Source organism: Streptomyces sp. NPDC091682, from assembly GCF_044756625.1.
Lineage (GTDB): Bacteria > Actinomycetota > Actinomycetes > Streptomycetales > Streptomycetaceae > Streptomyces.
In genome coordinates, this window is sequence record NZ_JBIVTH010000007.1 from 387,296 (window position 1) to 412,127 (window position 24,832).

The following is a 24,832-nucleotide window of genomic DNA, read 5'->3' on the forward strand; positions in this document are numbered from 1 at the left end:
CGTCTCCTCAGCTCTCGGTCGCGTAGATGTGGGCCTCGCCGAGCCGCGCGCGCAGCTTCACCAGGGCGCGTGAGCACTGGCTCTTGACCGTGCCCTCGCTGCAGCGCAGCAGTTCGGCGACGGTCTCGACGCTCAGGTCCTCCCAGTAGCGCAGGACGACCATGGCGCGGGCCCGCGGGGGCAGTTCGGCCAGCGCGGCGAGCAGGGTGACGCGCAGGTCGGCGTGCTCGGCTCGGGGCGGCGGACCGGCGCGCCGGTGGGCCAGCAGGTCCCGCAGCCGCCGGCGCCGCTCGGCGAGGAAGGTACGGGTCAGCACGGTTCTGGCGTACGCGTCGGGATACTCGGCGGCCGACGCCCGCCGCCAGTGCTGGAACAGTTTCGCGAGCGTCGTCTGTGTCAGATCGCGTGCGCCGTCGGCGTTGCCGCACAGCAGGTACGCGGTCCGGTACAGCTTGCGCTGACTGGCCCGGGCAAAGGCCTCGAAGTCGTGCTCGGTGCCTGGTGGCATCCGCCCTCCCCTTCACATCGTGTCTCTCACCCCTGCCCTGAGCACTGCCGCCGGGAAAAGGTTGAGCACGGATGTGAAGAATTCAGGTCGGGCAGTCCTCGGCGGGCGTTCCCCCGGCGTAGGCCCGCAGTCGGCCTCCCGTACGGCCGCCTCGGCACAATGGGAGGCATGAACCTCACCGTCGGCTTCGACCTCGACATGACCCTCATCGACTCGCGCCCGGGAATCAGGGCCGCCTACCAGGCCCTCTCCGCCGAGACGGGAACCTTCATCGATGCCGACGAGGCGGTCACCCGGCTGGGCCCGCCGCTGGAGGAGGAGCTCGCGCACTGGTTCCCGGAGGCCGAGATCCCGGCCATGACGGAGCGCTACCGCGAGATCTACCCCACGTACGCCATCGGGCCGACCCCGGCGATGCCGGGCGCCCGCGAGGCGATCGAGGCCGTCCAGGCGCTCGGCGGCCGCGCGATCGTCGTCACGGCCAAGCACGAGCCCAACGCCCGCCTGCACCTGTCGCACCTCGGCATCGAGGCCGACGCTGTCGTCGGCTGGCTCTGGGCGGAGGCCAAGGCCGGTGCACTGCGCGAGTACGGGGCGCAGGTCTACGTCGGCGACCACGTCGGTGACGTACGCGGGGCCCGCACGGCCGGCGCGCTGTCCGTGGTGGTGCCCACCGGGCCGTGCCCCGAGGAGGAACTGCGCGAGGCGGGCGCGGACGTGGTCCTGCCCGACCTCACCGCGCTGCCGCAGTGGCTCGCGCAGTACGTCGCCGCACAGCCCGTCTGACCGCCGCCCGGGCCGCTACGCCTGCGAGGCCCGCGCGGCCCTGCGCTGCGCCGCGGCCGAGCGGAGCACGCCCGCCGCGGAGATGGCGAACCCGACGCCCATGAGCATGCAGACCGCCCACGCGTACGACGGGAACGGGTCCATGTCGAGGAAGAGCGGGGCCATGGTCGCCAGCGTCGCCACGGCCCCGGCGATGAACACGATGCCGCCGGCCTTGACCAGTCCGTCGCCGGGCCGCGCTTCGTCTGAATGAGGAGTAACAGTCACCTCACCAGGGTAGTTCCCTGGCCGAAGCAGCCGACCGTGAAGGACCGGGGAACGTCTTGTCACCCGGCCCCCGACCATTAGCCTTGAGGTGGCGGGTCACTCATGGCCCGCTGCGCTGTTGTCCGGAGCCGTTCGCGGCCCTTCGGACCCCCGACGAGCACAAGGACAGAGGACGGACGTGCCTACCGGCAAGGTCAAGTGGTTCAACAGTGAGAAGGGCTTCGGCTTTCTCTCCCGTGACGACGGCGGCGACGTCTTCGTCCACTCGTCGGTGCTCCCTGCCGGGGTGGACGCTCTCAAGCCCGGCCAGCGCGTCGAGTTCGGTGTCGTCGCGGGCCAGCGCGGTGACCAGGCACTTTCGGTGACGGTACTGGACCCGGCGCCCTCCGTCGCAGCGGCGCAGCGGCGCAAGCCCGACGAGCTCGCCTCGATCGTGCAGGACCTCACGACCCTGCTCGAGAACATCACCCCGATGCTCGAGCGCGGCCGCTACCCCGACAAGGTGCACGGCACGAAGATCGCCGGACTGCTGCGCGCGGTCGCCGACCAGCTCGACGTCTGAGCCCCGCGCCGTCACGCGTACGGCTGCGCCCCGCCACTCGAAAGAGCGGCGGGGCGCAGCCGCGCGTACAGGGCGGTCAGTCCTGCGGGAAGTCCAGCGAGCCGGGCGGGATGGCCGGTACCAGTCCCTCGGCCGCCGCCCGGGTGAGCAGCCCGCGCACCGCCGCGTAGCCGGACTCGCCGAGGCCGGCGGTGAACTCGTTGACGTAGAGACCGATGTGCTGGTCGGCGACGGCCGGGTCGAGCTCCTGGGCGTGCGCGCGGACGTACGGGCGGGAGGCCTCCGGGTCGTCCCAGGCCATCCGGACCGAGGTACGGGCCGACTCGGCCAGCGCGCGCAGCCGCTCCGCGCCCAGCGAGCGCCGGGCGATGATCGCGCCGAGCGGGATCGGCAGGCCGGTCGTGGACTCCCAGTGCTCACCCATGTCGGCCAGGCAGTGCAACCCGTAGTCCTGATAGGTGAACCGGGCCTCGTGGATCACCAGCCCGGCGTCCACCCGGCCGTCCCGGACCGCCGGCATGATCTCGTGGAACGGCAGGACGACGACCTTGCCGACGCCCTCCGGCAGCACGTCCGCGGCCCACAGCCGGAACAGCAGGTAGGCGGTGGAGCGTTCGCTCGGCACGGCCACCGTCCGCCCGGCCAGGTCGATCCCCGGCTCGCGGGTCAGCACCAACGGGCCGCAACCGCGTCCCAGCGCCCCGCCGCAGGGCAGCAGCGCGTACTCCTCCAGCACCCACGGCAGCACGGCGTACGACACCTTCAGCACGTCCAGCTCGCCGCGCTCGGCCATGCCGTTGGTGATGTCGATGTCCGCGAAGGTGACGTCGAGGGCGGGCGCGCCCGGCACCCGGCCGTGGGCCCACGCGTCGAAGACGAAGGTGTCGTTCGGGCAGGGCGAATAGGCGATCTTCAGCGGTTCACCGGTGGTCGTGCTCATGGCGTTCTCCCCAGTTCGCGAGTACGGGCCCCAGCACGCGGAAGCCGTCGGCGAGCGCGGTGAGCGCGTCCCCGATCCGCCAGGCGGCACGGTCACGGGGGCCCACGGCGTTGGACACGGCGCGGATCTCCAGTACGGGCAGCCCGTGTGCGGCGGCCGCCTCCGCGACCCCGAAACCCTCCATGGCCTCGGCCCCGGCCATCGGGTGCCGGGCGGCGAGCGCGGCGGCCCGGGCGGCGGTCCCGGTCACGGTGGAGACGGTCAGCACGGGCGCGAGCAGCGCCCCGGTCGCCTCGGCGGCGCGGGCGGCGAGTTCGGCGGGCGGCAGGTGCACGCTGTGCCCGAAGCCGAGCTCGCTCACGGCGAGGAAGCCGTCGGGGGTCTCGGCCCCCAGGTCGGCGGCGACGATCGCGTCGGCGACCACGAGGGAACCGAGCGGGGCGGCGGGCGCGAACCCGCCGCCGATGCCGGCGCAGACGACGAGCGAGTAGTCGGCGAGGGCCAGGGCGGTGGCGGTCCCGGCGGCGGCCGCCGCCGGACCGACGCCCCCGACGAGCACGTCGAAGGCGATGCCCGGAAGGTCCCGGCGGTGGACGAGGTAACCCCCGGGCAAGGTGCGTGGCTCAGGACCGAACGTGTCCGGATGAGGGGTCAGCCCGGTGGTGACGGAGTCTGCCTCCGCCGCCACCGCGGTCACGACGAGCGCGCGCACCGCTGCCGCCCGGCTACTTGAGCTTGAGGTTGAAGGACCAGACGGCGAGCGGCTTGCCGTCCTCGGCGATCTGCAGGAACGCGAGCTTCTTCGAGGAGGGGGCCTCGCCCTGGCCTCCGGTCGCGAAGACGTCGGCGCCCGGGAAGCTGCGGTAGGTGTTCGAGGAGGGCTCGGTGATCGGCTGCCCGTCCAGGACCGCCGACCAGCGCTTGCCGTCCTCGACGATCTCCGGCTCGACCCCGAGGCGCAGGGTGTCGCCCCGGGCGTACTCGACGGTCTTGGGGTTCTTGAGGTTGGTGAGGCACTCCTGGACCTGGTCCATGGAGAGCTCCTTGCCGTCGTTGTGGCAGGAGGCTTCGGCGGACACCGACGAGGTGCCGACCGTCACGGTCGCCAGCGGCGTCGGCTTCTCGCCGCAGGCGGAGAGGAGGAGGAGGCCGGCGGACACGGCTCCGAGGGCCGCGACGCTGCGGCGGGCCCTACCCGAGAAAAGCGGTGCGGTCATGAGCCGAAGGCTATCGGGCCGGTGGGCTGCGCCGCCGCACGGGGTACCGGTGGCCTGCGGCGCGGCGTGGATCTGCCGGTGCGGCGCCGCCGCGCGAGCGGCCCCGGGCTCCGCCCGGGCATTCCCGGGGCTCCGCCCCGGACCCCGCGCCTCAAACGCCGGCGGGGCTGGATCAGTCGGCGTGGGTGATCGTTACGCCACGCGGGGGCGGGAGGGGTCCGGGTGGTGGGGGCGGGGGGCCGAGAGGACGCCGCGCACCGCCCACGTCGTACCCACCGCGACGATCGCCGCGGCCACCGACATCCCCAGTACCCCGTTCAGCGGCAGCACGATGCCGATCGCCCCGCCCAGCACCCACGCCACCTGGAGCAGCGTCTCCGAACGCGCGAAGGCCGAGGTCCGCACCGACTCCGGCACGTCCCGCTGGATCATCGCGTCTAGCGACAGCTTCGCCAGCGCCTGGCAGAAGCCCGCCGTCGCGGCCAGCACGGCCATGAACAGCGCGCTGAAGAACACCGCCGCGAGCACCGCCACGCCCAGGGTCAGGCACAGCACCGCCGCGACGATCGCCTCCGGCGCCCGCGCCCGCAGCCACGCGCCCACCGCCGTACCGCAGGCGTTGCCCACGCCCGCCGAGACGCCCACGATGCCCAGCGACACCGCCGCGCTCTGCCCCGCCACGGGATGCTCGCGCAGCAGGAACGCCAGGAAGAAGATCAGGAACCCGGACAGCGCACGCATCGAGGCGTTCGCCAGCAGCCCGCACAGCACCGACCGGCTGACCGTCCGCAGGCCCGGCCGCTTCGAGTGCGCCTCGTGCGTGGACAGCCGCGCCCGGCGCTCGCCCTTGGCCTCGTCCACCTTGTGCGGCAGCGTGAACGCCGCGAAGGTCCCCCACACGAAGATCACACAGGCCCCGTACAGCGGCCACGGCGGCCCGATCAGGTGCAGGGCCGCACCCAGCGGCGCCGCCGCGCCCGTCGCCAGCAGACCCGCCAACGTGACCCGGGAGTTCGCCTTCACGAGTGAGAATTTCGGCGGCAGCAGCCGGGGCACCACCGCACTGCGGACCACCCCGTAGGCCTTGGACGCCACCAGCACGCCCAGCGCCGCCGGGTAGAGCTGAATGCCCCCGGTGGCCACCGCACCCGACATCAGCAGCGCCAGGAGCGCGCGGGCCAGCATCGAGGCCGCCATCGCCGCCCGCCGGCCGTGCGGCAGTCGGTCCAGTAGCGGACCGATCACAGGGGCCAGCACGGTGAAGGGGGCCATCGTGATCGCCAGGTACAGGGCCACCCGACCGCGCGCCTCGTCCGTGGGAACGGAGAAGAACACCGTCGAGGCCAATGCCACAGTGATCATCACATCGCCGGCGCCGTTGATGGCGTGCAGCTCGATCAGCTTGCCGAGCCCCGATTCCCCCGCGCCGTGCGCGTGCGTGGCCCGCCGGATCCCCCGCGCAGGAAGGTGCAGCGCACGCCCGACGGCCCGGCCGGCCCGCCTGGCCGGTCCCGAGCCGTCGTCGGACGACCGTACGGGTGCCACACTCGACATAGTGCCCCACCCGGCCCTGCCGGGGTGCCTCCCGGCGCGTCGCGCGGCCGGTGGCTTGTCCGCGAATCGGACCTTGCATGTGTGCCCGAGGCTTGAGAGGAGGTAGCGTGCGTAGCGCGCCACCGGCGGATGCTCCTGGCCGCGCGCCTCTTCGTGATCCCGCAGAATGGGTTGCAGTGAGGTGCGCCCGGAGTCCGATCGGGTGCGGACGTCGACGCGGCCCTCTGGTCCGCTCCGCCCGTGCCCCGTACGGACAGCACCGACGGGTCGTTGTGGACGACAGTACGGACGGCGCACACGTGAGACGGCGTAGGAGAGAACGAGACCAGTGAGTGCTGCGACGCGAAGCCGTACCCCGCGTACCCCCGACCGCCTCTGCGTCGAGGCGGTAGAACTCGCCCGCGCGGCGGCCGAGGAGGCCGCCTTCCCCGGAGTGGTCGGCGCGCACGTCTCCGCCGTGGCGGAGGGCGACCGCGTCGTCACCCACTTCTTCGAGTCCAAGGAACCCGGCTACCGCGGCTGGCGCTGGGCCGTCACCGTGACCCGCGCCTCCCGCGCGAAGAACGTCACGCTCGACGAAACGGTGCTGCTCCCCGGCGACGACGCGCTGCTGGCCCCCGAGTGGGTGCCGTGGAGCGAACGGCTGCGCCCCGGCGACATGGGCCCCGGCGACCTGCTGCCCACCGACGCCGAGGACCTGCGCCTGGAGCCGGGCTGGTCGGGCGAGGACACCCCGCCGCCGAACTCGGTCGTCTCCACCGAGATGGCCGAACTGGTCGAGGCCGAGGACGCCGACGTCACCGACCGCGCGGTGGTCCCCGTACGCGGCTCCATCACCTCGGTCGCCGAGGAACTGGGCATGCGCCGGGCCCGCGTGCTCTCGCGGTACGGGCTGCACACCGCCGCCGACCGCTGGGACGAGTCCTTCGGCGCCAAGACCCCGATGGCGCAGGCCGCGCCCGCGTCCTGCGTCTCCTGCGGCTTCCTCGTCGCCATCGGCGGCTCGCTCGGTCAGGCCTTCGGCGTCTGCGCGAACGAGTTCAGCCCGGCCGACGGCCGTCTGGTGTCGCTGTCCTACGGCTGCGGCGGCCACTCGGAGGCCGCGGTCATGCCGGCGCCGCTGCGGCCGGCCCCGCCGGTGCTCGACTCGATGGCCTCGGACGAGTTCACCTTGCGGCCGGCCCCCGACAGCGGCTCGGTCCCGGTCTCGGAGTCGGACCTGTCGGCCGCGGACCTCGGCCACTCGTAGCTCGGCCCGGTCCCGGGGCGCGGCGGCGTACCCTCGCCCCATGGGGGACACGGGCGCCGACGCGGACATGGTGGGACTGACCGGCCGGGTGACCGGGACGGTCGGCCCGGGGCTGGTGGGCGAGGTCATCGTACGGATCCGGGGCGGGGCGGAACACTTCCTCGCCCACCCGGTCGCGGGGACCGGTCGGATCGCCGTCGGGACGGTGGTGACGGTGGTCGAGTACCTGCCGCCGCGCACGGTGTACGTGATGGCCGCCTACGACAACTGACGACCCGTCCCACCTGTACGTATCAGGATGGCGACAAGACGCGGCCCGCATCTTCCGGCCGGGCCGCGGCAGGCGCAGACTCAGCCCCGTCGGTGCCGAACGGCACCGCGCTAAGGGGGCGTTGCCGATGGCTATCGGCGTCGTGGCGGGAATCGTTCTCGCCGCAATCGTGGCTCTGATCGGCCTGTTCAAGCTCATGTGGCGGGTGGCCGAACCGAACGAGGCACTCGTCATCTCCGGCTCCACGCACAAGACCGAGGGCCTCGGGCAGGGCATGGGGTTCCGGATCGTCACCGGCCGGGGGACGCTCGTGCTCCCGGGTGTGCAGGCGGTGCGGAAACTGTCCCTGGACCTCAACGAGACGCAGCTGTCCGTGGACTGCGTCACCCACCAGGGCATCCCGCTGCGGGTGAAGGGCGTCGTCATCTTCAAGGTCGGCGACGACCTCGTGTCGATCGCCAACGCGGCCCGCCGCTTCCTGGACCAGCAGAAGATGATGCCCGAGCGGGTGCACATCGTCTTCGCGGGACATCTGCGGTCCATCGTGGGCGGGTTGACGGTCGAGGACATGATCCGCGACCGGGAGAAGTTGACGGGCCAGACCCGGATGGCCTGCGGTACCGAGATGGAGAAGCTCGGCCTGATTGTCGACTCGCTGCAGATCCACGAGATCGAGGACCCGACCGGCTACATCAAGAACCTGGCGATGCCGCACGCGGCGGCCGTGCAGCGGGACGCGCGGATCGCGCAGGCCGAGGCGAACCGGCTGGCCACGGAGGCCGAGCAGGCCGCCTTCGCCCGGATGGCCGAGGCGACCCGGGACAGCGAGATCCTCCAGGCCGGCTACCAGGCCGAGCGGGACAAGGCGGCGGCGACGGCCCGTCAGGCGGGGCCGCTGTCGGAGGCGGCGGCCCGCCAGGAGGTCGTCGTCCAGGAGACCCGGGTCGCGGAGCTCGAGGCGCACCGGCGCGAGCAGCAGCTGCAGGCGGACGTGCGCAAGCCCGCGGACGCGGCGGCGTACGAGACCCGCACCCGGGCCGAGGCCGAGCGCGACGCGCGGATCTCGGCGGCGCAGGCGAATGCGCGGGAAACGGAGCTCGCGGCGGCCGCCGAGGCGACGCGGGTGACGACGGCGGCGACCGCCGACGCGCAGGCCGTGGAGGCGAGGGGCATCGCGTCGGCGAAGGCCACGCGGGCGACCGGTGAGGCGGAGGCCGCGGCTACGCAGGCGCGGGGCCTCGCGGAGGCGGAGTCGGCGAAGGCCCGCGGTCTCGCCGAGGCGGAAGCGATCAAGGCGCGGGCCGCCGCGCTGGCGGAGAACCAGGAGGCGGTCGTCGCGCAGCAGCTGGCCGAGAACTGGCCGGCGATCGTGGAGGCGGGCGCGGGGGCCTTCGGGAACGTGGAGCACATGGTCCTGTTGAACGGCGCCGAGGGCATGTCGGAGATGTTCGCGAAGGCCCTGACGATGGGCGGCACGGGCCTGGGCGTGGCCCGCCAACTCCTGGCCTCGATGGGCCAGCCCCCCACCCCGGGAACTCCGTCCCCGGCCACCCCGCCGGTGAACGGCCGCATCCCGATCCACGAGGAGTAACCGCCGACTGGCCCGGCCGCCGGGCAACTCGGCGCCCCCGGGCCCGCCCCGTCCGGCTCTGCCGGGCCGTTCCAGCCCCTCCGGCGTTTGAGGAGCGGGGTCCGGGGCGGAGCCCCGGCAACGGCGCGGGCGCCGAACGTGTGGCTTCCGGCAGCGGCGCCGCTGCCGGGGGCGCCGCCCCCGGACCCCCGCGCCTCAAACTCCCCCAGCTACCGCTGGGAGGTGCCCCCTGGCGAGGCTGTATGCGGTGGCGGAGCCGGATGGGGGCGCAGCCGGACGGGCCGGATCAGGCGCCGCGGCGGCGGAGGAGGCGTTTGGCGCCGAGGACCAGGACCAGGCCGCCCGCCAGGACGAGGGCTCCCTTGCCGAAGCTGCCCGTCGGCTCCACCGCGGGGGCCGCTCCCGACGGGGCACCCGGCTGCGGCGAGGCCGAGGTCGAGGCCGAAGGGGCGGAGGCGACCGGGACGGCGATGACCCGGCTGCCCTCGCCCTCCGCGCCGAACATCAGCGTGGAGCCGTCCGGGGTGTACGTCACCGACTCGGCCTGGCCCTGCCACGGCGCGTCCACCCGTTCGCCCTCGCCCACCGGCAGGCCGTCCTTCCACGGGTAGCTGCGGGCCGTGAAGTAGCCCCGCAGCGTCAGCCGGGTGCCGTCGGGGGAGAACGCCCCGTCCGTCACCCACGGCACGGCGGCGACCCGCCGGAACACGTTCGTGCCGCCCTTCGTCAGTTCCGCGGGACCCTCGTACAGGCCGCCCTTGTTCTCGTCCTTGCTCGCGATGTAGACGCGCCCCGTCACCGGATGGACCATCAGGGCCTCCGCGTTGCGGGCACCGTCCGCGTACTTCACCGTGAACTGCGCGGCTTCGACCGTGACGTCGCCCAGTTGCTTCGGTTCCGGGAAGCGGTAGATCCACACGTGGTCCCAGGTGCCGTTCCGGTTGTCGCCGATGTCCCCGACGTAGAGCTGCCCGTCCGGGCCCAGCGAGATCGCCTCGACGTCGCGCGGCTTGCCGATCCCCGTCAGCGTCACGCGGGCCACCGTCCTGCCCGTTGCCGAGTCCACCGCGTAGATGTACGGGCCGTCGTCGCTGTCGTTGTGCGTCCAGTACACGCCCGGGTGGATCCGGCTGGCGGCCAGGCCGCTCGACTCCTTGATCCGCGGGTCGGAGATGGTGAAGGAGGACACGGTGGGGGTCTCCGCCGCGAGGGCCGGGCCCGGCAGCACGGCGAGTGCGGCGGCGGCGGCGGCGGTAACGGCAACGGCGGCGGACGCGGCGGCGGACGGCAGGGGCAGGCGCATTCCCCCAGCCTGCCAGTACGTGCCGCGTGTCCGGCGTCACAGGGGTTTCTGTCGCGCGATCCGCGATGATGACCGGATGCGTTTCATGTTCGTCGGCGACTCCATGACCATCGGGCGCGCCGGCGACTACACCTGGCGCTACCGGATGTGGCAGCACCTCAGCTCGACCTTCGGCGGCCCCTACCGGATCGTCGGTCCGCGCTGCGAGCTGTACGACACCGTCGCCGACGTGCCCAGCAGCCACGCGTACGCCGACCCGGGCTTCCCGGAGCCCGCCCGCCGCCACCTGGCGGGCTGGGGCGAGGGCTGGCAGCACATGGCCCCCCTGATAGGCCCCGCGGTAGCCGACACCGGCGCCGACGTCCTGTTGGTCTCGCTCGGGCTGATCGACCTCGGCTTCTACACCGACGCCGAGCAGACCGCCGCCAACGTCCGCCGGTTCGTTGCCGGGGCCCGCGCCGCCCGCCCCGGCGTCCGCATGGTGCTGCTGCCGGTCATCCCGAACAGCCGCGCCGAGGAGGACGCCCCCTTCGCGGCCGAGGTGGCCCGTTTCAACGAGCTCCTCGCGAAGGCGGTCGCCGACCTGACCACCGACGCCTCGCCGATCCTGCTGGCCGCGCGCCCGGACGCGTACGACATCCACCGCGACACCTACGACGGCACTCACCCGAACGCCTCGGGCGAGCACCGGCTGGCGGGCGAGTTCGCGGCCGTCCTGCACCAGGCGTGGGGGATCGGCGGCCCCTACCGGCCCGCGCAGGGGCCGTAACACGCCCGTCACGACGGGGTCTTGCTTCGAGCGCACTCGAAGCAGTTGGCTAGTGCCCCATGAAGTACACGCAGCTCGGACGCACCGGCCTCAAGGTCAGCCGACTCGTTCTCGGCACCATGAACTTCGGCCCCCAGACCGTGGAGCCCGAAAGTCACTCGATCATGGACTCCGCCCTCGACGCGGGCATCAACTACTTCGACACCGCCAAGCGGGCACTTTGACGCCAGCTTGAGTAGGAGGTGGCCGCCGTCCAGGAAGAAGGGACGACGACCACCGTACGTACGGCTACCTGATCACCAGGCGAAGGCCTCCGGGGACGGACCGGGCCCGGGGAAGATCTCGTCGAGCCCGGCCAGCACCTCCTCGCTCAGCTCCAGTTCCAGCGCCCGCAGGGCGCTCTCCAGCTGCTCGGCGGTGCGCGGGCCGACGATGGGGCCCGTCACGCCCGGCCGGGTGAGCAGCCAGGCCAGGGCGGTCTCACCGGGCTCCAGGCCGTGCTTGTCGAGCAGGTCCTCGTACGCCTGGATTTGTGCCCGTGTCGAGCTGTTGGCCAGCGCGTCCGCGGACCGGCCGGAGGCCCGGCGGCCGCCCTCGACCTCCTTCTTGATGACCCCGCCCAGCAGGCCGCCATGCAGCGGGGACCACGGGATGACCCCGAGGCCGTACTCCTGGGCCGCCGGGATGACCTCCATCTCGGCCCGCCGCTCGGCAAGGTTGTACAGGCACTGCTCGCTGACCAGGCCGACCATCCCGCGCCGGGCGGCCGTCTCGCTGGCCTGGGCGATCTTGTAACCGGGGAAGTTGGAGGAGCCCGCGTAGAGGATCTTGCCCTGCTGGATCAGTACGTCCACGGCCTGCCAGATCTCCTCGAAGGGGGTCCGGCGGTCGATGTGGTGGAACTGGTACAGGTCGATGTGGTCGGTCTGGAGCCGCTTGAGGCTGGCCTCGACGGCCCGGCGGATATTCAGCGCCGACAGCCGGTCCTCGTTCGGCCAGGTGTCTCCCCCGCGGGACATGGAGCCGTAGACCTTGGTGGCCAGGACCGTCTTCTCCCGACGGCCACCACCCTGGGCGAACCAGGTGCCGATGATCTCCTCGGTACGGCCCTTGTTCTCACCCCACCCATACACGTTGGCCGTGTCCACGAAATTCAGACCTGCGTCGAGGGCGGCGTCCAGGATTCCGTGGCTGGTCGGTTCGTCTGTCTGCGGACCGAAGTTCATCGTGCCGAGTACAAGTCGGCTGACCTTGAGTCCGGTGCGTCCGAGCTGCGTGTACTTCATGGGACCCAAGCCAACTGCTTCGAGTCCACTCCAGGCAAGAGCGGCCCGCGCCGCCCTCGATTTATGCGACAACGCGCATAGTCGCGTTGATGCATAGACGGCTGACCACTGCGCTCCGTACGGTCTTGGTGGCTGGCCCTGACCAGGCCGCGAACCAGGGGGTTCACATGGCTCGTGAGGAACTGACCCGACTGACCGGCAACGGGAACGGCGAGTGCGGACAAGGCGACTGCCCCAACGTGTACCGCACCGCCTCCGGCTCCTTCGTCGTCCAGGGAGACTTGTCCCCTGCCTTCACACCGCCGGACGGCGAGGGGCTCGTGGAGATTCCCGAGAGCGTCCTGAGGGAGGCTGTACGTGCTCTTGGATGGTGACGAATGGCAGAGCAAATTCCGCGGCTTCAAGACCGAGGCGTGGAGGCTTGAGACGCTGCCGCAGTACCTCGTCCCCCAGGAGGCGGAGGAATTCGCCGCCTTCAAGAACGGTGCCCGCTTCCACGGGCCCTACGAGGATTCGTGGACGGACCTGATCCGCAAGCACACGGCAGCAGGCGGGAGTATCGGCCGCGTGCACATCGTCACGCAGCCACTCTCGGACTACCTGCGCTTCGAGTTCGAGCGGTACTACCAGCACCAAGCGCCCATCGGGGAAGACATTCGCATCCTCGACGTAACCGACCGGCCGAACCCGCTGCCGGGCGTCCAGGACTTCTGGATGTTCGACCGCTCCACAGTCGTGCTGATGCACTACGCGGAGGACGGGCGACAGATCTCCCGTGAGCTGTTCGAGGGCGATCCCGCACCCTTCATCGACCATCAGCGCATCGCGCGGGAAGGGTCCATCCCATTCCTGGAGTACGTGCGCGCGTGACGTTCGAGCCTGAGCGGATGGGCCACTCCAGCCGGGAGCTGGCCGACAAGCTCCGCGAGCTGCGCAAGCGATCCGGTCTCTCCGGGGTCCGGGTCGCGGCGCGCTGCAACATGTCCCAGTCGAAGATCAGCCGGATCGAGAACGGCAAGGTCCGGCCGTCCTTGGTCGACGTGGAGCAGATCCTGAGAGCGATCGACGCGCCGGCGGATCTCCTCGCGGAGATCTCCGCCCTGGCACGCATGGCGAACACCGATTGGCAGGACGCACGGTCACTTCGCCGCAAGGGTCTGGACAAGAAGCAGTTCGAGCTGGCCGGTCTCGAAAGGGCGAGCAGCGATTTCCGGTTTTTCCTGCTCTCCATGATCACGGGCCTGCTGTCCACACCCGAATACATCCGGGCCAGCCTCTCGCACATCCCCGGCGACGACTCGAAGGCCGTGGCGAAGAAGCTGGAGCGGCAGGAGGTCCTCTACGACCGCTCGAAGCGGTTTACGTTCATCCTCACCGAGCAGGCCGTCCGCTGGCCGCTCGTGCCGCCGGACGTCTTGGCCGTGCAGATCGACCGGCTGATTTCGCTGACACATCTCCCGAACCTGCGCTTGGGTGTCATCCCTCTTGGCTCACGGACGGCCCCAGCACCGCTGAACACCTTCACCGTGTACGACGACCGCATCGCCACGGTGGAGGTGTCCACGGGCGTCCTGCTCCTCCGCGATCCGAGAGACGTACGTGCGCATCTTCAAGAGTTCGCCGCGTACGAGGAACTGGCTCTCTTCGGCGACACCGCCAGGGAGCACTTCGCGTTCTGGTCCGCAACCTGCCGTGGTTGATCTTTAGTCCACAACGCGACTGGAACTGCAGGTCTTGCCCTGCTCCGGGAAACGATGACGTGCCGTCGTAGAGAACCTCCGGAAGGCGTACGCCATGAGCCGAGCGCGGACCACCATGTCAGGACCGATGCACCTTTTGCTCCTGAACCTGCCGCCAAAACCGGCGGACGGATGTGGGGTGTGCCGCGCCCTGATCGCGCAGCGGCGGGAGGCACGGGACGGAGGTGATTTGTCGGCGGCGACGGATGCGGACGTGGAGATCCGTAACCATCCTCACCGGACGCGGCGGCTTCGATGACGCGCACAGTGCTGCGATACGTGGAGCATCGGATCGTGCAGCATCCGGGGACGGACGTGACGTTCGAGGCCGACTGTCTTCGGTGTGACTGGCAGGCGCCGGCATCGGAGGACGGGGCGGCTGTCGATGTCGAGTGCATGAGCCACACGGGTCGTACGGGGCATCAGGGCTTCCGCCGCAGATGTACGTCCTTCGCGTGGGTCGAGCGTACGGAGTGACGCACCCAGCCTCCTGTGCTGGAACGAGGCGCAGACGACCGAGAGCAGCCCGAGACCGAGATCCGTAAGACGTCGACCATGACCACTGACATCCATGTGCGCTGGCTCAAGCCACTGAAGCTCCTAGGGGTGCGGCCATGTCTTCCTCCATCTTTGGCCGGAGGCGGGGAGCGCCGGAGGTCAGAGCGCCCTGCGGCCGTAGGCGTCAAACAGGCCGTTGCTGGTTCTCGATGTACTGGCGGACGGCTGTCAGCGGTGCGCCTCCGCAGCTTCCGGCGAAGTAGGAACCGGACCAGAAGTGGCCGCCCCACAGGTACCGGCGTACGTGGGTGTCGTATTCCTTGCGCAGAAGCCGGGCGGACACGCCTTTGAGGCTGTTGACCAGCTTGGAGAGCTGGACTTTGGGCGGATAGTGCACGAGCAGGTGCACGTGATCATCCTCACCGTTGAACTGTTCAAGCTCGGCCTCGAAGTCCCTGCAGACCTCGCGCATGATCTCTTCGCATCTTGTCAGCATCTCGTCGGTGAAGGCCTGGCGGCGGTACTTGGTGACAAAAACCAAATGCGCGTGCAGGTCGTAGATGACGTGACGTCCCATGCGTACATCGAGATTGGGATCCCATCTTGGTGACATAAGCCAAATGGTATGTTGCTTGCGTGAGCGCGGAACTCGTATGGGAGAAGCGGCAGTTCGGGCATCGCGCCCGGCTGGCGCTGGACCCTGTGCTCTCACGGAAGACCGATGACCAGGCGCACGCCGCCCGAACCATGTGGAACCTCCTCCACGCGTGGTGGCAGTTGATGCCGAAGGATGAGCGGACTCTGGTGAACGCGGACGCCGCGATCCGGCAGGCCCGCAAGGACATCGATTTCCTCGCCGTTCTTCCCGCACAGGCCGCGCAGGCGGTGTTGAAGACGTACTTCCAGGCGTGGAAGAACTGCTGGGAGGGGCGTGCGGACGCGCCGAACTTCAAGGGCCGGTTCCGGTCGGTGATGTCGGTGGACATCCCGCAGGGCCGGGACTTGAACATCACGCGTGTGCACCGCAGGTGGGGCGTGGTCAACATCCCCAAGCTCGGGCGTGTCCGCTTCCGGTGGACCAAGGACTTGCCCGTGGGCAAGGGTGCGAACGGCGACAACCGGATCACCGGGGCACGGCTGGTCAAGGACGCCCTTGGCTGGCATATCGCCTTCCGCGTCCAGACCCTTGGTCGCAAACCCGAGCCACACGCCGGCCCGGAGGTCGGAATCGACGTGGGTGTCACCGTGCCCCTGGCCCTCTCGGACGGCACGATGTACGACCACGACGAGTGGTTGACCGGCAAGGAGAAGGCGAAGCTGCTCCGGCTGGAGCAGCGGGCCGCACACCGTAAGACCGCCCGGAAGCGCGCGGAGCGCACCTCGGGGCGGCTGCGGGCCACCTATGACCAGATCGCAGGACTCCGCGCGAAAGCCAAGCGCCGGGCACTGGACTGGCAGCACCAGACGACCGCCGCCATCGCCCGCACGTACGGCACGATCGTGGTCGAAGCTCTCACCATCACGAACATGGTCAAGTCCGCACGGGGCACCATCGAGGAGCCGGGGAAGAATGTTGCCCAGAAGTCAGGGCTGAACCGCGCCATCAGCGGGGAGGCGTGGGGCCGTACGGTCATGATGTTGACGTACAAGGCCGTCCAGCACGGCGGCACCCTCCACAAGGTCCCGGCTCCCAACACATCCCGGCGCTGCTCCGCGTGCGGCTTCATCACGCCCGGGAGCCGGCAGAGTCAGGCCGTGTTCGTGTGCAAGAACCCGCGCTGCGGATGGTCGGCAAATGCCGACCACAACGCGGCCCGGAACGTCTTGCACCTGTACCGGATGGGCCTCGCGCTCATCCCGGCTGCCGGGAGGGCAGTCGCCAGGCGCGCTCGTCGCGTCAAGCCCGCCACCGCAAGGTAGGCAGGAATCTCCCGCATTCATGCAGGAGAGCACTTCAACAGTTCCACCACGTGGACCGGCTGACCCCCTTCGAGGAGATCTGGCAGGCCGTCGAGGTCCTGGTCCAGCAGGGCAAGATCCTCTACGCCGGCTCCTCGAACTTCCCCGGCTGGAAGATCGCCCAGGCCAACGAGACCGCGGCCCGCCACGGCTGGCTCGGCCTGGTCAGCGAGCAGTGCCTCTACAACCTCGCCGAGCGGCGCGCCGAGATGGAGGTCATCCCGGCCGCCCAGGCGTACGGGCTCGGGGTCATCCCGTGGTCCCCGCTCCACGGGGGCCTGCTGGGCGGGGTCATCAAGAAGGAGGTCGAGGGCGGCCGCCGGGCCTCCGGCCGGTCGGCGGAAGCGCTCGCGAACAGCACCGTGCGGGCGCAGGTGCAGGCGTACGAGGACCTGCTGGACAAGCACGGCCTGGAGCCGGGCGAGGTCGGACTGGCCTGGCTGCTGACGCGTCCCGGGGTCACCGGGCCGATCGTCGGGCCGCGCACGCAGGAGCAGTTCGACTCGGCGCTGCGCGCGGTGGAGCTGGAGCTCTCGCAGGAGGTCCTGGCGGGCCTGGAGGAGATCTTCCCCGGTCCCGGGGCGAAGGACTACTGGCCGACGGCAGCCGCCACGGCCACGACGAGGAACATCAGCACGAGCACACCGGCCATCACACGGTTTCTGGTCTTGGGATCCACCCGTCGAGCGTAACGCGGCCCGCCGGCTCCCCCGCACGCCCCCCGGCTCCGGCCGCAGGGCGCGCGGGTTCAGCCGCCGAGCTGCCAGGCCCCGACGGTCTCGTAGCGGGGCTGCTCGCCCTGCACCCCGCTGACGGGAAGGTTGCTGCGGACCAGGCTCAGGGTGTCGACCTGCCAGGGTGTGCCCTCGAAGTCCGCGAGGGCGTCCAGGTAGGGCCGCAGCGGGGTGGTGGCGGTGCGGCCGCGGGCCAGGGTGAGGTGCGGGTGGTACCGGTGGTGCTGGTGCATCGGTACGCCGGCCCGCCGGGCGGCGGCGTCGGCCCGGTCGGCGAGCATCTGCAGGGCGGCGAGCTCCCCGGCGGCGCCGGTCCACAGGGCGCGCTCCCCGAAGTGGCCGCAGCCGTGCAGCCGCAGTGTGAAGGGGGCCGTGCGGTGGGCGGCCCGCTCCAGGCGGGCGTGCAGGTCCGGGAGCACCTCGTCCCGTACCTCGCCCATGAAGGCGAGCGTGAAGTGCCAGCCCGCCCGCGCGGTCCACGTCAGGTGGTCGTCGTGCAGGGGGTCGACGGCCCGGGCCAGCTCGGTGACGGCCGCGTCCGGCGGTAGGACGGCTGCGAACAGTCTCATGGGCCGAGGTTAAGGGTGCGGCGCCGCTGCTGGGGGCTCTGCCCCCAGACGCCCGCGCCTCGAACGCCGGCGTTCGAGGCGCGGGTCCGGGCGGAGCCCGGGAGGCAGGGCCGCAGGGTCAGGCCACCGCCACCAGTTCGCGGCGGTGCGGGACGGCCGGGACGAAGGTCACGCCGTGCCGGTTCACCCGCAGCCGGAGGTTGCCGACCCGGGCCAGGACGACCGCGATCGCGACCGAGGCGGCCAGGGAGATCACCGCACCCGAGGCCATGCCGATCCGGGCGCCGTAGGTGTCCGTGATCCAGCCCAGCAGCGGGGCGCCCAGCGGGGTGCCGCCGGTGAACACCATCATGAACAGGGCCATCACCCGGCCCCGCATCTCGGGGTCGGTCGCCATCTGCACGCTCGAGTTGGCCGTGACGTTGACCGTCAGGCCGAAGATCCCGATGGGTACGAGCAGGGCCGCGAACAGCCAGAAGCCGGGTGCGAAGGCGGTCACCAGGAGCAGGACCGAGAACGCCGCGGCCGCGGCCACCAGCACCCGCAGGCGGGACTGTCCGCGCCGGGCCGCGAGCAGGGCGCCCACCAGGGAGCCGGCCGCGATCAGGGTGTTGAAGAGCCCGTAGGTGCCCGCGTCCCCGTGGAAGACGTCGCTGACGTAGGCCGAGAGCCAGATCGGGAAGTTGAACCCGAAGGTGCCGATGAAGCCCACGAGCACGATCGGCCAGATCAGCTCCGGGCGGCCGGCGACGTAGCGCAGGCCTTCGCGCAGCTGCCCCTTGGCGCGGGGCCTCGGCTCGACCGGCTGCAGTTCGTCGGTGCGCATCAGCAGCAGGCCGGCGAGGGGCGCGGCGAAGGACAGTCCGTTCAGCAGGAAGGCCCAACCGGAGCCGACGGCGGTGATCAGTACACCGGCGATCGCCGGGCCGACCAGCCGCGCGGACTGGAAGTTGGCGGAGTTCAGGCTGACGGCGTTGGCCACCTGGTCCTTGCCGACCATCTCGGAGACGAAGGTCTGCCGGGCCGGGTTGTCGACCACGGTGACCAGGCCGATCGCGAAGGCGGCGAGGTAGACGTGCCACACCTGGACGTGTCCGGCCAGGGTGAGGACGGCGAGGGCGATGCCGGTCAGGCCCATCGCGCTCTGGGTGGCGAGGAGCAGCAGCCGCTTGGGCAGCCGGTCGGCGAGTACGCCGCCGTAGAGGCCGAACATCAGCATCGGCAGGAACTGCAGGGCGATGGTGATGCCGACGGCGGAGGCGGAGCCGGTCAGCGAGAGGACCAGCCAGTCCTGGGCGATGCGCTGCATCCAGGTGCCCGTGTTCGAGACGACCTGGCCGGTGGCGAAGAGCCGGTAGTTCCGGACCTTCAGCGAGCTGAACATCCCTCCCCGGCTGCCGCCGGGGGGTGCCCCGAGGTTCTTGCCCGCCCGTGCCGCGGGGTGCGCGGCGCTGGTGGTGGTGGATATGTGGCCGGGTGCGGAGTCTGCTCCGGTTCCCGTACTCAAAAGCGTTCGCCTCCTGGCGTCGTTCCTTACAGGTGCGCGAGCTTCTCCAGGACGGGTGCGGCCGCGCGGAGCTTGGCCCATTCGTCCTCGGTCAGCTCGGCCGCGAGCCCGGCCAGGAAGGCGTTGCGCTTGCGGCGGCTCTCTTCGAGCATCGCTTCGGCCTCCTCCGTCTGGCGGACCACCTTCTGGCGGCGGTCGTCGGGGTGCGGTTCCAGCGTGACCAGTCCCTTGGCTTCCAGCAACGCGACGATGCGCGTCATCGACGGCGGCTGGACGTGCTCCCGCCGCGCCAGCTCGCCGGGTGTGGCCTGGCCGCAGCGGGCGAGGGTGCCGAGGACCGACATCTCGGTCGGGCTCAGCGACTCGTCGACGCGCTGGTGCTTCAGGCGTCGCCCCAGCCGCATGACGGCGGAGCGGAGGTCGTTCACGGCGGCTGCGTCGTCGCCATGGGAGAGGTCATGCATGTATTTAGAATAACTCATTACTCTTCCTAAGGAAAACCGATTTCAGGCGTACGCCGGGGGTCACTCATACGGGTGAGTCGGCGGCTGAAAGCGACACGCGTGCGCGCCCTGTGCCCCGACCCTTTCGGCATGGGGACACATGTGCTGAGCATGCGCATAGACGGGGAGCTCCTCGACAGGCTCCGGATCCACGCCGCCAAACGCGGAATGAGCGTCCAGGACTATGTGGTCCGGACGCTCATTCGCGATGACTTCGACGAGCGCTTCAAGGCGGCCGTCGACGAGACGGAGAAGTTCTACGGGCTGACGTGAGCCACTGGCTGACGTGAACTACTGGGCGAGGCCGAGGGCGGGCATCGCGTAGTAGAAGACGAACACCGCCGACACCACGTACATGGCCACCGGGACCCCGCGGCCCCGGCCGGTCGCCAGGCGCAGCGCGCAGAAGCTCACGAAGCCGATGCCGATGCCGTTGGTGATCGAGTAGGTGAAGGGCATCATCACCATGGCCAGGAAGGCCGGGACGGCGATGGTGAAGTCGCTCCAGTCGATGTCCTTGACCGAGCCCGCCAGGATCAGGAAGCCGACCGCCACGAGCGCCGGGGTGGCCGCCTGGGACGGGACCATGGTGGCGAGCGGGGTGAGGAACAGCGCCACGGCGAAGAGGCCGCCCGTCACGACGTTCGCCAGACCCGTACGGGCGCCCTCGCCGACCCCCGCCGTGGACTCCACGAAGCAGGTGGTCGCGGAGGAGGAGGTGGCGCCGCCCGAGGCGACCGCCAGGCCGTCGACCAGCAGGACCCGGTTGATCCCGGGGAACTCGCCGGTCTTCTTGTCGATCAGCTTCGCCTCGTCGCCGACGCCGAGGATCGTGCCCATGGCGTCGAAGAAGCAGGACAGCAGCACGGTGAAGACGAAGAGGGCGCCGGTGAGCATCCCGACCTTGTCGAAGCCGCCGAACAGGCTGACCTCGCCGACGAGCCCGAAGTCGGGCATGGACACCGGGTTGCCGGGCCATGCGGGGACCGTGAGGCCCCAGCCCGAGTCGGGCAGCTCCGCGACCAGCTGGACCACGACGGCGAGGACGGTCATGGCCACGATGGAGATCAGGATCGCGCCCGGGGTCTTGCGGATCAGCAGGGCGAGGGTGAGCAGCACGCCGATGACGAAGACCAGGACCGGCCAGCCGTCCAGGTGACCGGTGGCGCCGAGCTGCAGCGGGACCGTGGTGTGCGCGGCGTCCGGGATGCGGGAGACGAAGCCCGCGTCGACCAGGCCGATCAGCATGATGAACAGGCCGATGCCGATGGCGATGCCCTTGCGCAGGCCGAGCGGCACGGCGCTCATGACCCGCTCGCGCAGGCCGGTGGCGACCAGCAGCATCACCACGAAGCCGGCCAGGACCACCATGCCCATGGCGTCGGGCCAGCTCATGCGCGGGGCGAGCTGGAGCGCGACGACCGTGTTCACGCCGAGGCCGGCGGCGAGCGCGATCGGGACGTTGCCGATGACGCCCATGAGGAGGGTGGTGAAGGCCGCCGTTAGGGCGGTGGCCGTCACCAGCTGGCCGTTGTCGAGCTGGTGCCCGTACATGTCCTTCGCGCTGCCCAGGATGATCGGGTTCAGCACGATGATGTAGGCCATGGCGAAGAAGGTCGCGAAGCCGCCGCGGACCTCGCGGGCGACGGTCGAGCCGCGCTCGGAGATCTTGAAGTAGCGGTCCAGTGAGCCGGCGGGTTCCCGGGGGGAAGGCTCCGGGGCGGTGGCTACGGCGGGGGCGGGGGCCGGGGTGCTCATACGGTCCTCATTGGGTGGTTCATACGAAGAAAATGGGCCGCGCCCAAACCGTTTCAGTATGAACACATGAACGAAAGGGCGTCCATCTCCGCGCGTAGATGTCATTTCCCGCCGCCTAGACTTGCCGCATGGCGAAATGGATTGCGAAGCACGAGGCGCCCGAGCCCCTGGAGGGCCCTGTCGTCGCCACCGTCACGGGTGGCACGATCCTGTGGTTCGCCCTCTTCCTGGTCCAGCTGCCCTTCTACGGGTGGTTCGCCGACCGGGGCCAGCTGTGGTGGGTCTGGACCTGCGCGGCCGGTGGTTTCCTCGGCCTGATCGGCATCTGGTACGTCCGCGGCCGCGACGCGGCGCTTGCGCGTCACGCGGCGGAACGGGCGGAGGTCGCTGCGCGGGCCGAGCAGGACGGGCAGGACGGGCAGGACGGGCAGGACGGGCAGGACGGGCAGGACGGGCAGGCGGGGCAGGCGGGCTCGGAGCCGCAGGCCTGACCGGGCGCGGCGGCGCGGCTTCGGCGGGGCGGTGCCCCTCCGGGACGTCTCCTCGGCCCGGCGGTGGGTTCGCTCGACCTGCGGGGACGCCCCGGAGTGCCCCCGCCCCACGGGAGGACCCGCGGCGCTACCAGGGGACGATTCGGGTCATCCTGAGGTCTGATCTTCGGACTGCTCGGCGGGTGAACCGAAAGAACCCCGCTTAACGTCGAAGGCATGACGCAGCGGGCTGGAACCGAATCCGACGGGCCGGAGCCGGGTGGCGGGACGGCCGCCCCCGCCATCGACGCGGGAGCGGAGCTGGACCCCGTACACCCGGTACGACCGCCCGCACCCCGGTTCAAGCCGGGCGGGCTGAGCACCGCCGAGGTAGCCGAGCGCGTCGCGCGGGGCGAGGTCAACGACGTTCCGGTGCGCTCGTCGCGTTCGACCACCGACATCGTCCGCGCCAACGTCTTCACCCGGTTCAACGCGATCATCGGCGTGCTCTGGGCGATCATGCTCGTCGTCGCACCGATCCAGGACAGCCTCTTCGGCTTCGTGATCGTCGCGAACACCGGCATCGGCATCATCCAGGAACTGCGCGCCAAGAAGACCCTCGACAGCCTCGCCGTCATCGGCGAGGTCAAACCCAGCGTCCGCCGCGACGGCCGGACCGCCGAGATCTCCACCTCCGAGATCGTCCTCGGCGACGTCATCGAACTCGGCCCCGGCGACAAGGTCGTCGTCGACGGATCCGTCGGCGAGGCCGACGGCCTGGAGATCGACGAATCCCTGCTCACCGGCGAGGCCGACCCCGTCCTGAAGAAGCCCGGCGACCCGGTCATGTCCGGCTCCTTCGTCGTCGCCGGCGGCGGCGCCTTCACCGCCACCAAGGTCGGCCGCGAGGCCTACGCCGCCCAGTTGGCCGAAGAGGCCTCCCGCTTCACGCTCGTCCATTCCGAGCTGCGCTCCGGCATCTCCACCATCCTCAAGTACGTCACCTGGATGATGATCCCGACCTCGATCGGCCTGATCATCAGCCAGCTCCTCGTCAAGGAGAACAACCTCAAGGACTCCATCGCCCGGACCGTCGGCGGCATCGTCCCGATGATCCCCGAGGGGCTCGTCCTGCTCACCTCCGTCGCCTTCGCGATCGGCGTCATCCGGCTCGGCCGCAAGCAGTGCCTGGTCCAGGAGCTGCCCGCCATCGAGGGCCTCGCCCGCGTCGACGTGGTCTGCCTCGACAAGACCGGCACCCTCACCGAGGGCGGCATGGACGTCACCGAGCTGCGCCCGCTCGGCGGCGCCGAGCCGGCGTACGTCAAAAAGGTGCTCGGCGCCCTCGGGGAGTCCGACCCGCGCCCCAACGCCAGCCTCCAGGCGATCATCGACGCCTACCCCGACATGGCCGAGTGGCGCTGCACCGAGTCCCTGCCCTTCTCCTCCGCCCGCAAGTACAGCGGCGCCAGCTTCAGCGAGGGCGACGGCGAGAACAACACCTGGCTGCTCGGCGCACCCGACGTGCTGCTCCCCGCCGGGGATCCGGCCCTCGAGGAGATCAACGGCCTCAACGAGCAGGGACTGCGCGTCCTGCTGCTGGCCCGCTCCGCCCGCGAACTCGACGACGCGGCCGTCGCCACCGGGGTCCGACCGACCGCCCTGGTCGTCCTGGAACAGCGGCTGCGCCCCGACGCCGCCGACACGCTGCGCTACTTCGAGGACCAGAACGTCAGCGCGAAGGTCATCTCCGGCGACAACGCGGTCTCCGTCGGCGCGGTCGCCGGCAAGCTGGGTCTGCCCGGCGCCGAGAACACCGTGGACGCCCGGGGGCTCCCCGCCGACCGGGCCGACATGGCGAAGGTCCTCGACGAGAACTCGGTCTTCGGACGGGTCAGCCCGCAGCAGAAGCGGGACATGGTGGGAGCCCTCCAGTCCAAGGGCCACACGGTCGCCATGACGGGCGATGGAGTCAACGACGTGCTCGCCCTCAAGGACGCGGACATCGGCGTCAGCATGGGCTCGGGCTCGGAGGCGACGAAGGCGGTGGCCCAGATCGTCCTCCTCAACAACAGCTTCTCGACGCTGCCCTCGGTGGTCGCCGAGGGCCGCCGGGTCATCGGCAACATCACCCGCGTGGCCACCCTCTTCCTCACCAAGACGGTCTACTCGGTGCTGCTGGCGATCCTGGTGGTCTGCTCGCAGGTCGAGTACCCCTTCCTGCCCCGCCACCTGACGCTGCTGTCCACGCTTACCATCGGCATCCCGGCCTTCTTCCTGGCCCTGGCACCGAACAAGGAGCGCGCGAAACCGCACTTCGTGAAGCGGGTCATGCGGTACGCGATCCCCGGCGGCGCCATCGCGGCCGTGGCCACCTTCGTCTCGTACCTGATCGCCCGCCATCACTACACGGGCCAGGGAGCCCTCGAAGCCGAGTCCAGCGCGGCCACGCTGACGCTGTTCCTGACGTCCATGTGGGTACTGGCGATCATCGCCCGCCCCTACACGTGGTGGCGGGTGGCCCTGGTCGGTGCGATGGGCGGGGCGTTCCTGATCGTCCTCGTCGTGCCGTGGCTACAGGACTTCTTCCAGCTCAAACTGGTGGGCGTCACGGTGCCGTGGATCGCGGTGGCCGTCGCCGTGGGTGCGGCCGTGCTGATCGAGTTCACCTTCAGGTGGGTCGACCGCAAGTTCCCGGCCTGACCCGACCTGACCTGACCCGACCCGACCCGACCCGACCCGCCCCGGGCAGGGCCAGAGCCGGGCCCGGGCCGGGTCAGCGCCCGGCCCGG

26 protein-coding genes and 2 pseudogenes are annotated in these 24,832 nt (G+C 70.8%); 15 read left to right on the forward strand and 13 right to left on the reverse strand.

Translation table 11 applies throughout. The features are described 5' to 3' along the window. Positions 1–7: 7 nt before the first annotated feature. Positions 8–508 (reverse strand): SigE family RNA polymerase sigma factor, encoded by a 501-nt coding sequence (locus ACIQK6_RS19235; protein WP_329100745.1) that lies wholly within the window; start codon positions 506–508, stop codon positions 8–10. A gap of 159 nt (positions 509–667) precedes the next feature. Between ACIQK6_RS19235 and ACIQK6_RS19240 the strand changes: the two genes are divergently transcribed. Then, positions 668–1,294: an HAD family hydrolase gene (locus tag ACIQK6_RS19240; RefSeq protein WP_329100747.1), complete on the forward strand. Its 627-nt coding sequence runs from the start codon at positions 668–670 to the stop codon at positions 1,292–1,294. Between the two features lie 15 nt (positions 1,295–1,309). On the opposite strand, the gene ACIQK6_RS19245 is transcribed toward ACIQK6_RS19240, so the two are convergent. Next, positions 1,310–1,561, reverse strand: a complete 252-nt coding sequence (locus ACIQK6_RS19245) for a hypothetical protein (RefSeq protein ID WP_030012938.1) — start codon at positions 1,559–1,561, stop codon at positions 1,310–1,312. A 178-nt stretch (positions 1,562–1,739) separates the two neighbouring features. On the opposite strand from ACIQK6_RS19245, the gene ACIQK6_RS19250 reads away from it, so the two are divergent. Next, complete coding sequence (locus ACIQK6_RS19250; RefSeq protein ID WP_030012939.1) at positions 1,740–2,123, forward strand: cold-shock protein; 384 nt, start codon at positions 1,740–1,742, stop codon at positions 2,121–2,123. A 76-nt stretch (positions 2,124–2,199) separates the two neighbouring features. Here the strand turns inward: ACIQK6_RS19250 and ACIQK6_RS19255 are convergent, their stop codons facing one another. The 4 genes from ACIQK6_RS19255 to ACIQK6_RS19270 all read right to left on the reverse strand — a co-directional run bounded on the left by ACIQK6_RS19255 (position 2,200) and on the right by ACIQK6_RS19270 (position 5,834). Continuing rightward, on the reverse strand, positions 2,200–3,063 hold the full coding sequence (locus ACIQK6_RS19255) for a 1,4-dihydroxy-6-naphthoate synthase (protein ID WP_329100749.1): 864 nt from the start codon (positions 3,061–3,063) through the stop codon (positions 2,200–2,202). Beyond that, on the reverse strand, positions 3,044–3,775 hold the full coding sequence (locus ACIQK6_RS19260; protein WP_329100751.1) for a futalosine hydrolase: 732 nt from the start codon (positions 3,773–3,775) through the stop codon (positions 3,044–3,046). Before ACIQK6_RS19260 ends, ACIQK6_RS19255 begins: the two co-directional genes overlap by 20 nt. Positions 3,776–3,788: 13 nt before the next feature. Beyond that, the gene (locus ACIQK6_RS19265) at positions 3,789–4,280 is read right to left on the reverse strand and encodes a DUF2771 domain-containing protein (protein WP_150257960.1); all 492 of its coding nucleotides are present in this window, start codon (positions 4,278–4,280) and stop codon (positions 3,789–3,791) included. Positions 4,281–4,472: 192 nt separating this feature from the next. Next, on the reverse strand, positions 4,473–5,834 hold the full coding sequence (locus tag ACIQK6_RS19270) for an MFS transporter (protein WP_329100753.1): 1,362 nt from the start codon (positions 5,832–5,834) through the stop codon (positions 4,473–4,475). A gap of 328 nt (positions 5,835–6,162) precedes the next feature. Here ACIQK6_RS19270 and ACIQK6_RS19275 point away from each other — a divergent pair, with 328 nt between their 5' ends. The 3 genes from ACIQK6_RS19275 (at position 6,163) to ACIQK6_RS19285 (ending at position 8,945) form a co-directional block, all read left to right on the forward strand. Next, the gene (locus ACIQK6_RS19275; protein WP_329100755.1) at positions 6,163–7,083 is read left to right on the forward strand and encodes a DUF3027 domain-containing protein; all 921 of its coding nucleotides are present in this window, start codon (positions 6,163–6,165) and stop codon (positions 7,081–7,083) included. A 40-nt stretch (positions 7,084–7,123) separates the two neighbouring features. Further along, positions 7,124–7,354: a hypothetical protein gene (locus ACIQK6_RS19280; RefSeq protein ID WP_030011817.1), complete on the forward strand. Its 231-nt coding sequence runs from the start codon at positions 7,124–7,126 to the stop codon at positions 7,352–7,354. 127 nt (positions 7,355–7,481) lie between these two features. After that, entirely contained in the window at positions 7,482–8,945 is a 1,464-nt protein-coding gene (locus ACIQK6_RS19285) for an SPFH domain-containing protein (RefSeq protein ID WP_329100757.1), read from the forward strand. A gap of 286 nt (positions 8,946–9,231) precedes the next feature. On the opposite strand, the gene ACIQK6_RS19290 is transcribed toward ACIQK6_RS19285, so the two are convergent. Then, on the reverse strand, positions 9,232–10,248 hold the full coding sequence (locus ACIQK6_RS19290) for a WD40 repeat domain-containing protein (protein ID WP_402695130.1): 1,017 nt from the start codon (positions 10,246–10,248) through the stop codon (positions 9,232–9,234). Between the two features lie 76 nt (positions 10,249–10,324). Here ACIQK6_RS19290 and ACIQK6_RS19295 point away from each other — a divergent pair, with 76 nt between their 5' ends. Both ACIQK6_RS19295 and ACIQK6_RS19300 read left to right on the forward strand, forming a co-directional pair. Continuing rightward, entirely contained in the window at positions 10,325–11,017 is a 693-nt protein-coding gene (locus tag ACIQK6_RS19295) for a GDSL-type esterase/lipase family protein (RefSeq protein WP_329100762.1), read from the forward strand. A 59-nt stretch (positions 11,018–11,076) separates the two neighbouring features. After that, positions 11,077–11,226 (forward strand): annotated as a pseudogene (locus ACIQK6_RS19300) (aldo/keto reductase); the annotation flags it as partial. Between the two features lie 87 nt (positions 11,227–11,313). Here the strand turns inward: ACIQK6_RS19300 and ACIQK6_RS19305 are convergent. Continuing rightward, on the reverse strand, positions 11,314–12,303 hold the full coding sequence (locus ACIQK6_RS19305) for an aldo/keto reductase (protein ID WP_329100763.1): 990 nt from the start codon (positions 12,301–12,303) through the stop codon (positions 11,314–11,316). 167 nt (positions 12,304–12,470) lie between these two features. Between ACIQK6_RS19305 and ACIQK6_RS19310 the strand changes: the two genes are divergently transcribed. From ACIQK6_RS19310 to ACIQK6_RS19320, 3 genes are read left to right on the forward strand one after another with little or no spacing between them, the layout of a single operon-like run. Continuing rightward, entirely contained in the window at positions 12,471–12,677 is a 207-nt protein-coding gene (locus ACIQK6_RS19310) for a hypothetical protein (RefSeq protein ID WP_329100765.1), read from the forward strand. Further along, entirely contained in the window at positions 12,661–13,173 is a 513-nt protein-coding gene (locus ACIQK6_RS19315) for a DUF6879 family protein (protein ID WP_329100767.1), read from the forward strand. The genes ACIQK6_RS19310 and ACIQK6_RS19315 overlap by 17 nt, the downstream gene beginning before the upstream one ends. Next, a complete protein-coding gene (locus ACIQK6_RS19320; protein ID WP_402695131.1) occupies positions 13,170–14,003 on the forward strand; it encodes a helix-turn-helix domain-containing protein in 834 nt (277 codons plus the stop codon). Before ACIQK6_RS19315 ends, ACIQK6_RS19320 begins: the two co-directional genes overlap by 4 nt. Before the next feature lie 721 nt (positions 14,004–14,724). Here the strand turns inward: ACIQK6_RS19320 and tnpA are convergent. Beyond that, positions 14,725–15,153: an IS200/IS605 family transposase gene (tnpA, locus tag ACIQK6_RS19325; protein WP_402695132.1), complete on the reverse strand. Its 429-nt coding sequence runs from the start codon at positions 15,151–15,153 to the stop codon at positions 14,725–14,727. 89 nt (positions 15,154–15,242) lie between these two features. Between tnpA and ACIQK6_RS19330 the strand changes: the two genes are divergently transcribed. Then, positions 15,243–16,460, forward strand: a complete 1,218-nt coding sequence (locus ACIQK6_RS19330) for an RNA-guided endonuclease InsQ/TnpB family protein (RefSeq protein WP_402695146.1) — start codon at positions 15,243–15,245, stop codon at positions 16,458–16,460. Between the two features lie 32 nt (positions 16,461–16,492). Further along, positions 16,493–17,080 (forward strand): annotated as a pseudogene (locus ACIQK6_RS19335) (aldo/keto reductase); the annotation flags it as partial. Positions 17,081–17,247: 167 nt separating this feature from the next. Here ACIQK6_RS19335 and thpR read toward each other — a convergent pair. The 3 genes from thpR to ACIQK6_RS19350 form a co-directional block, all read right to left on the reverse strand. Beyond that, a complete protein-coding gene (thpR, locus tag ACIQK6_RS19340; protein WP_329100771.1) occupies positions 17,248–17,802 on the reverse strand; it encodes an RNA 2',3'-cyclic phosphodiesterase in 555 nt (184 codons plus the stop codon). Positions 17,803–17,920: 118 nt separating this feature from the next. After that, positions 17,921–19,309: an MFS transporter gene (locus tag ACIQK6_RS19345; protein ID WP_402695133.1), complete on the reverse strand. Its 1,389-nt coding sequence runs from the start codon at positions 19,307–19,309 to the stop codon at positions 17,921–17,923. A gap of 26 nt (positions 19,310–19,335) precedes the next feature. Further along, entirely contained in the window at positions 19,336–19,773 is a 438-nt protein-coding gene (locus ACIQK6_RS19350) for a MarR family winged helix-turn-helix transcriptional regulator (RefSeq protein WP_030010566.1), read from the reverse strand. A gap of 129 nt (positions 19,774–19,902) precedes the next feature. Between ACIQK6_RS19350 and ACIQK6_RS19355 the strand changes: the two genes are divergently transcribed. Next, positions 19,903–20,085 (forward strand): hypothetical protein, encoded by a 183-nt coding sequence (locus ACIQK6_RS19355; RefSeq protein ID WP_030010567.1) that lies wholly within the window; start codon positions 19,903–19,905, stop codon positions 20,083–20,085. Positions 20,086–20,103: 18 nt separating this feature from the next. Here ACIQK6_RS19355 and ACIQK6_RS19360 read toward each other — a convergent pair whose 3' ends face one another. After that, positions 20,104–21,570 (reverse strand): NCS2 family permease, encoded by a 1,467-nt coding sequence (locus ACIQK6_RS19360; RefSeq protein WP_329100774.1) that lies wholly within the window; start codon positions 21,568–21,570, stop codon positions 20,104–20,106. Positions 21,571–21,698: 128 nt separating this feature from the next. Here ACIQK6_RS19360 and ACIQK6_RS19365 point away from each other — a divergent pair, with 128 nt between their 5' ends. Both ACIQK6_RS19365 and ACIQK6_RS19370 read left to right on the forward strand, forming a co-directional pair. Next, entirely contained in the window at positions 21,699–22,061 is a 363-nt protein-coding gene (locus tag ACIQK6_RS19365; RefSeq protein ID WP_402695134.1) for a DUF2530 domain-containing protein, read from the forward strand. 216 nt (positions 22,062–22,277) lie between these two features. Then, on the forward strand, positions 22,278–24,743 hold the full coding sequence (locus ACIQK6_RS19370) for a cation-translocating P-type ATPase (RefSeq protein WP_329100778.1): 2,466 nt from the start codon (positions 22,278–22,280) through the stop codon (positions 24,741–24,743). Positions 24,744–24,832 lie beyond the last annotated feature (89 nt).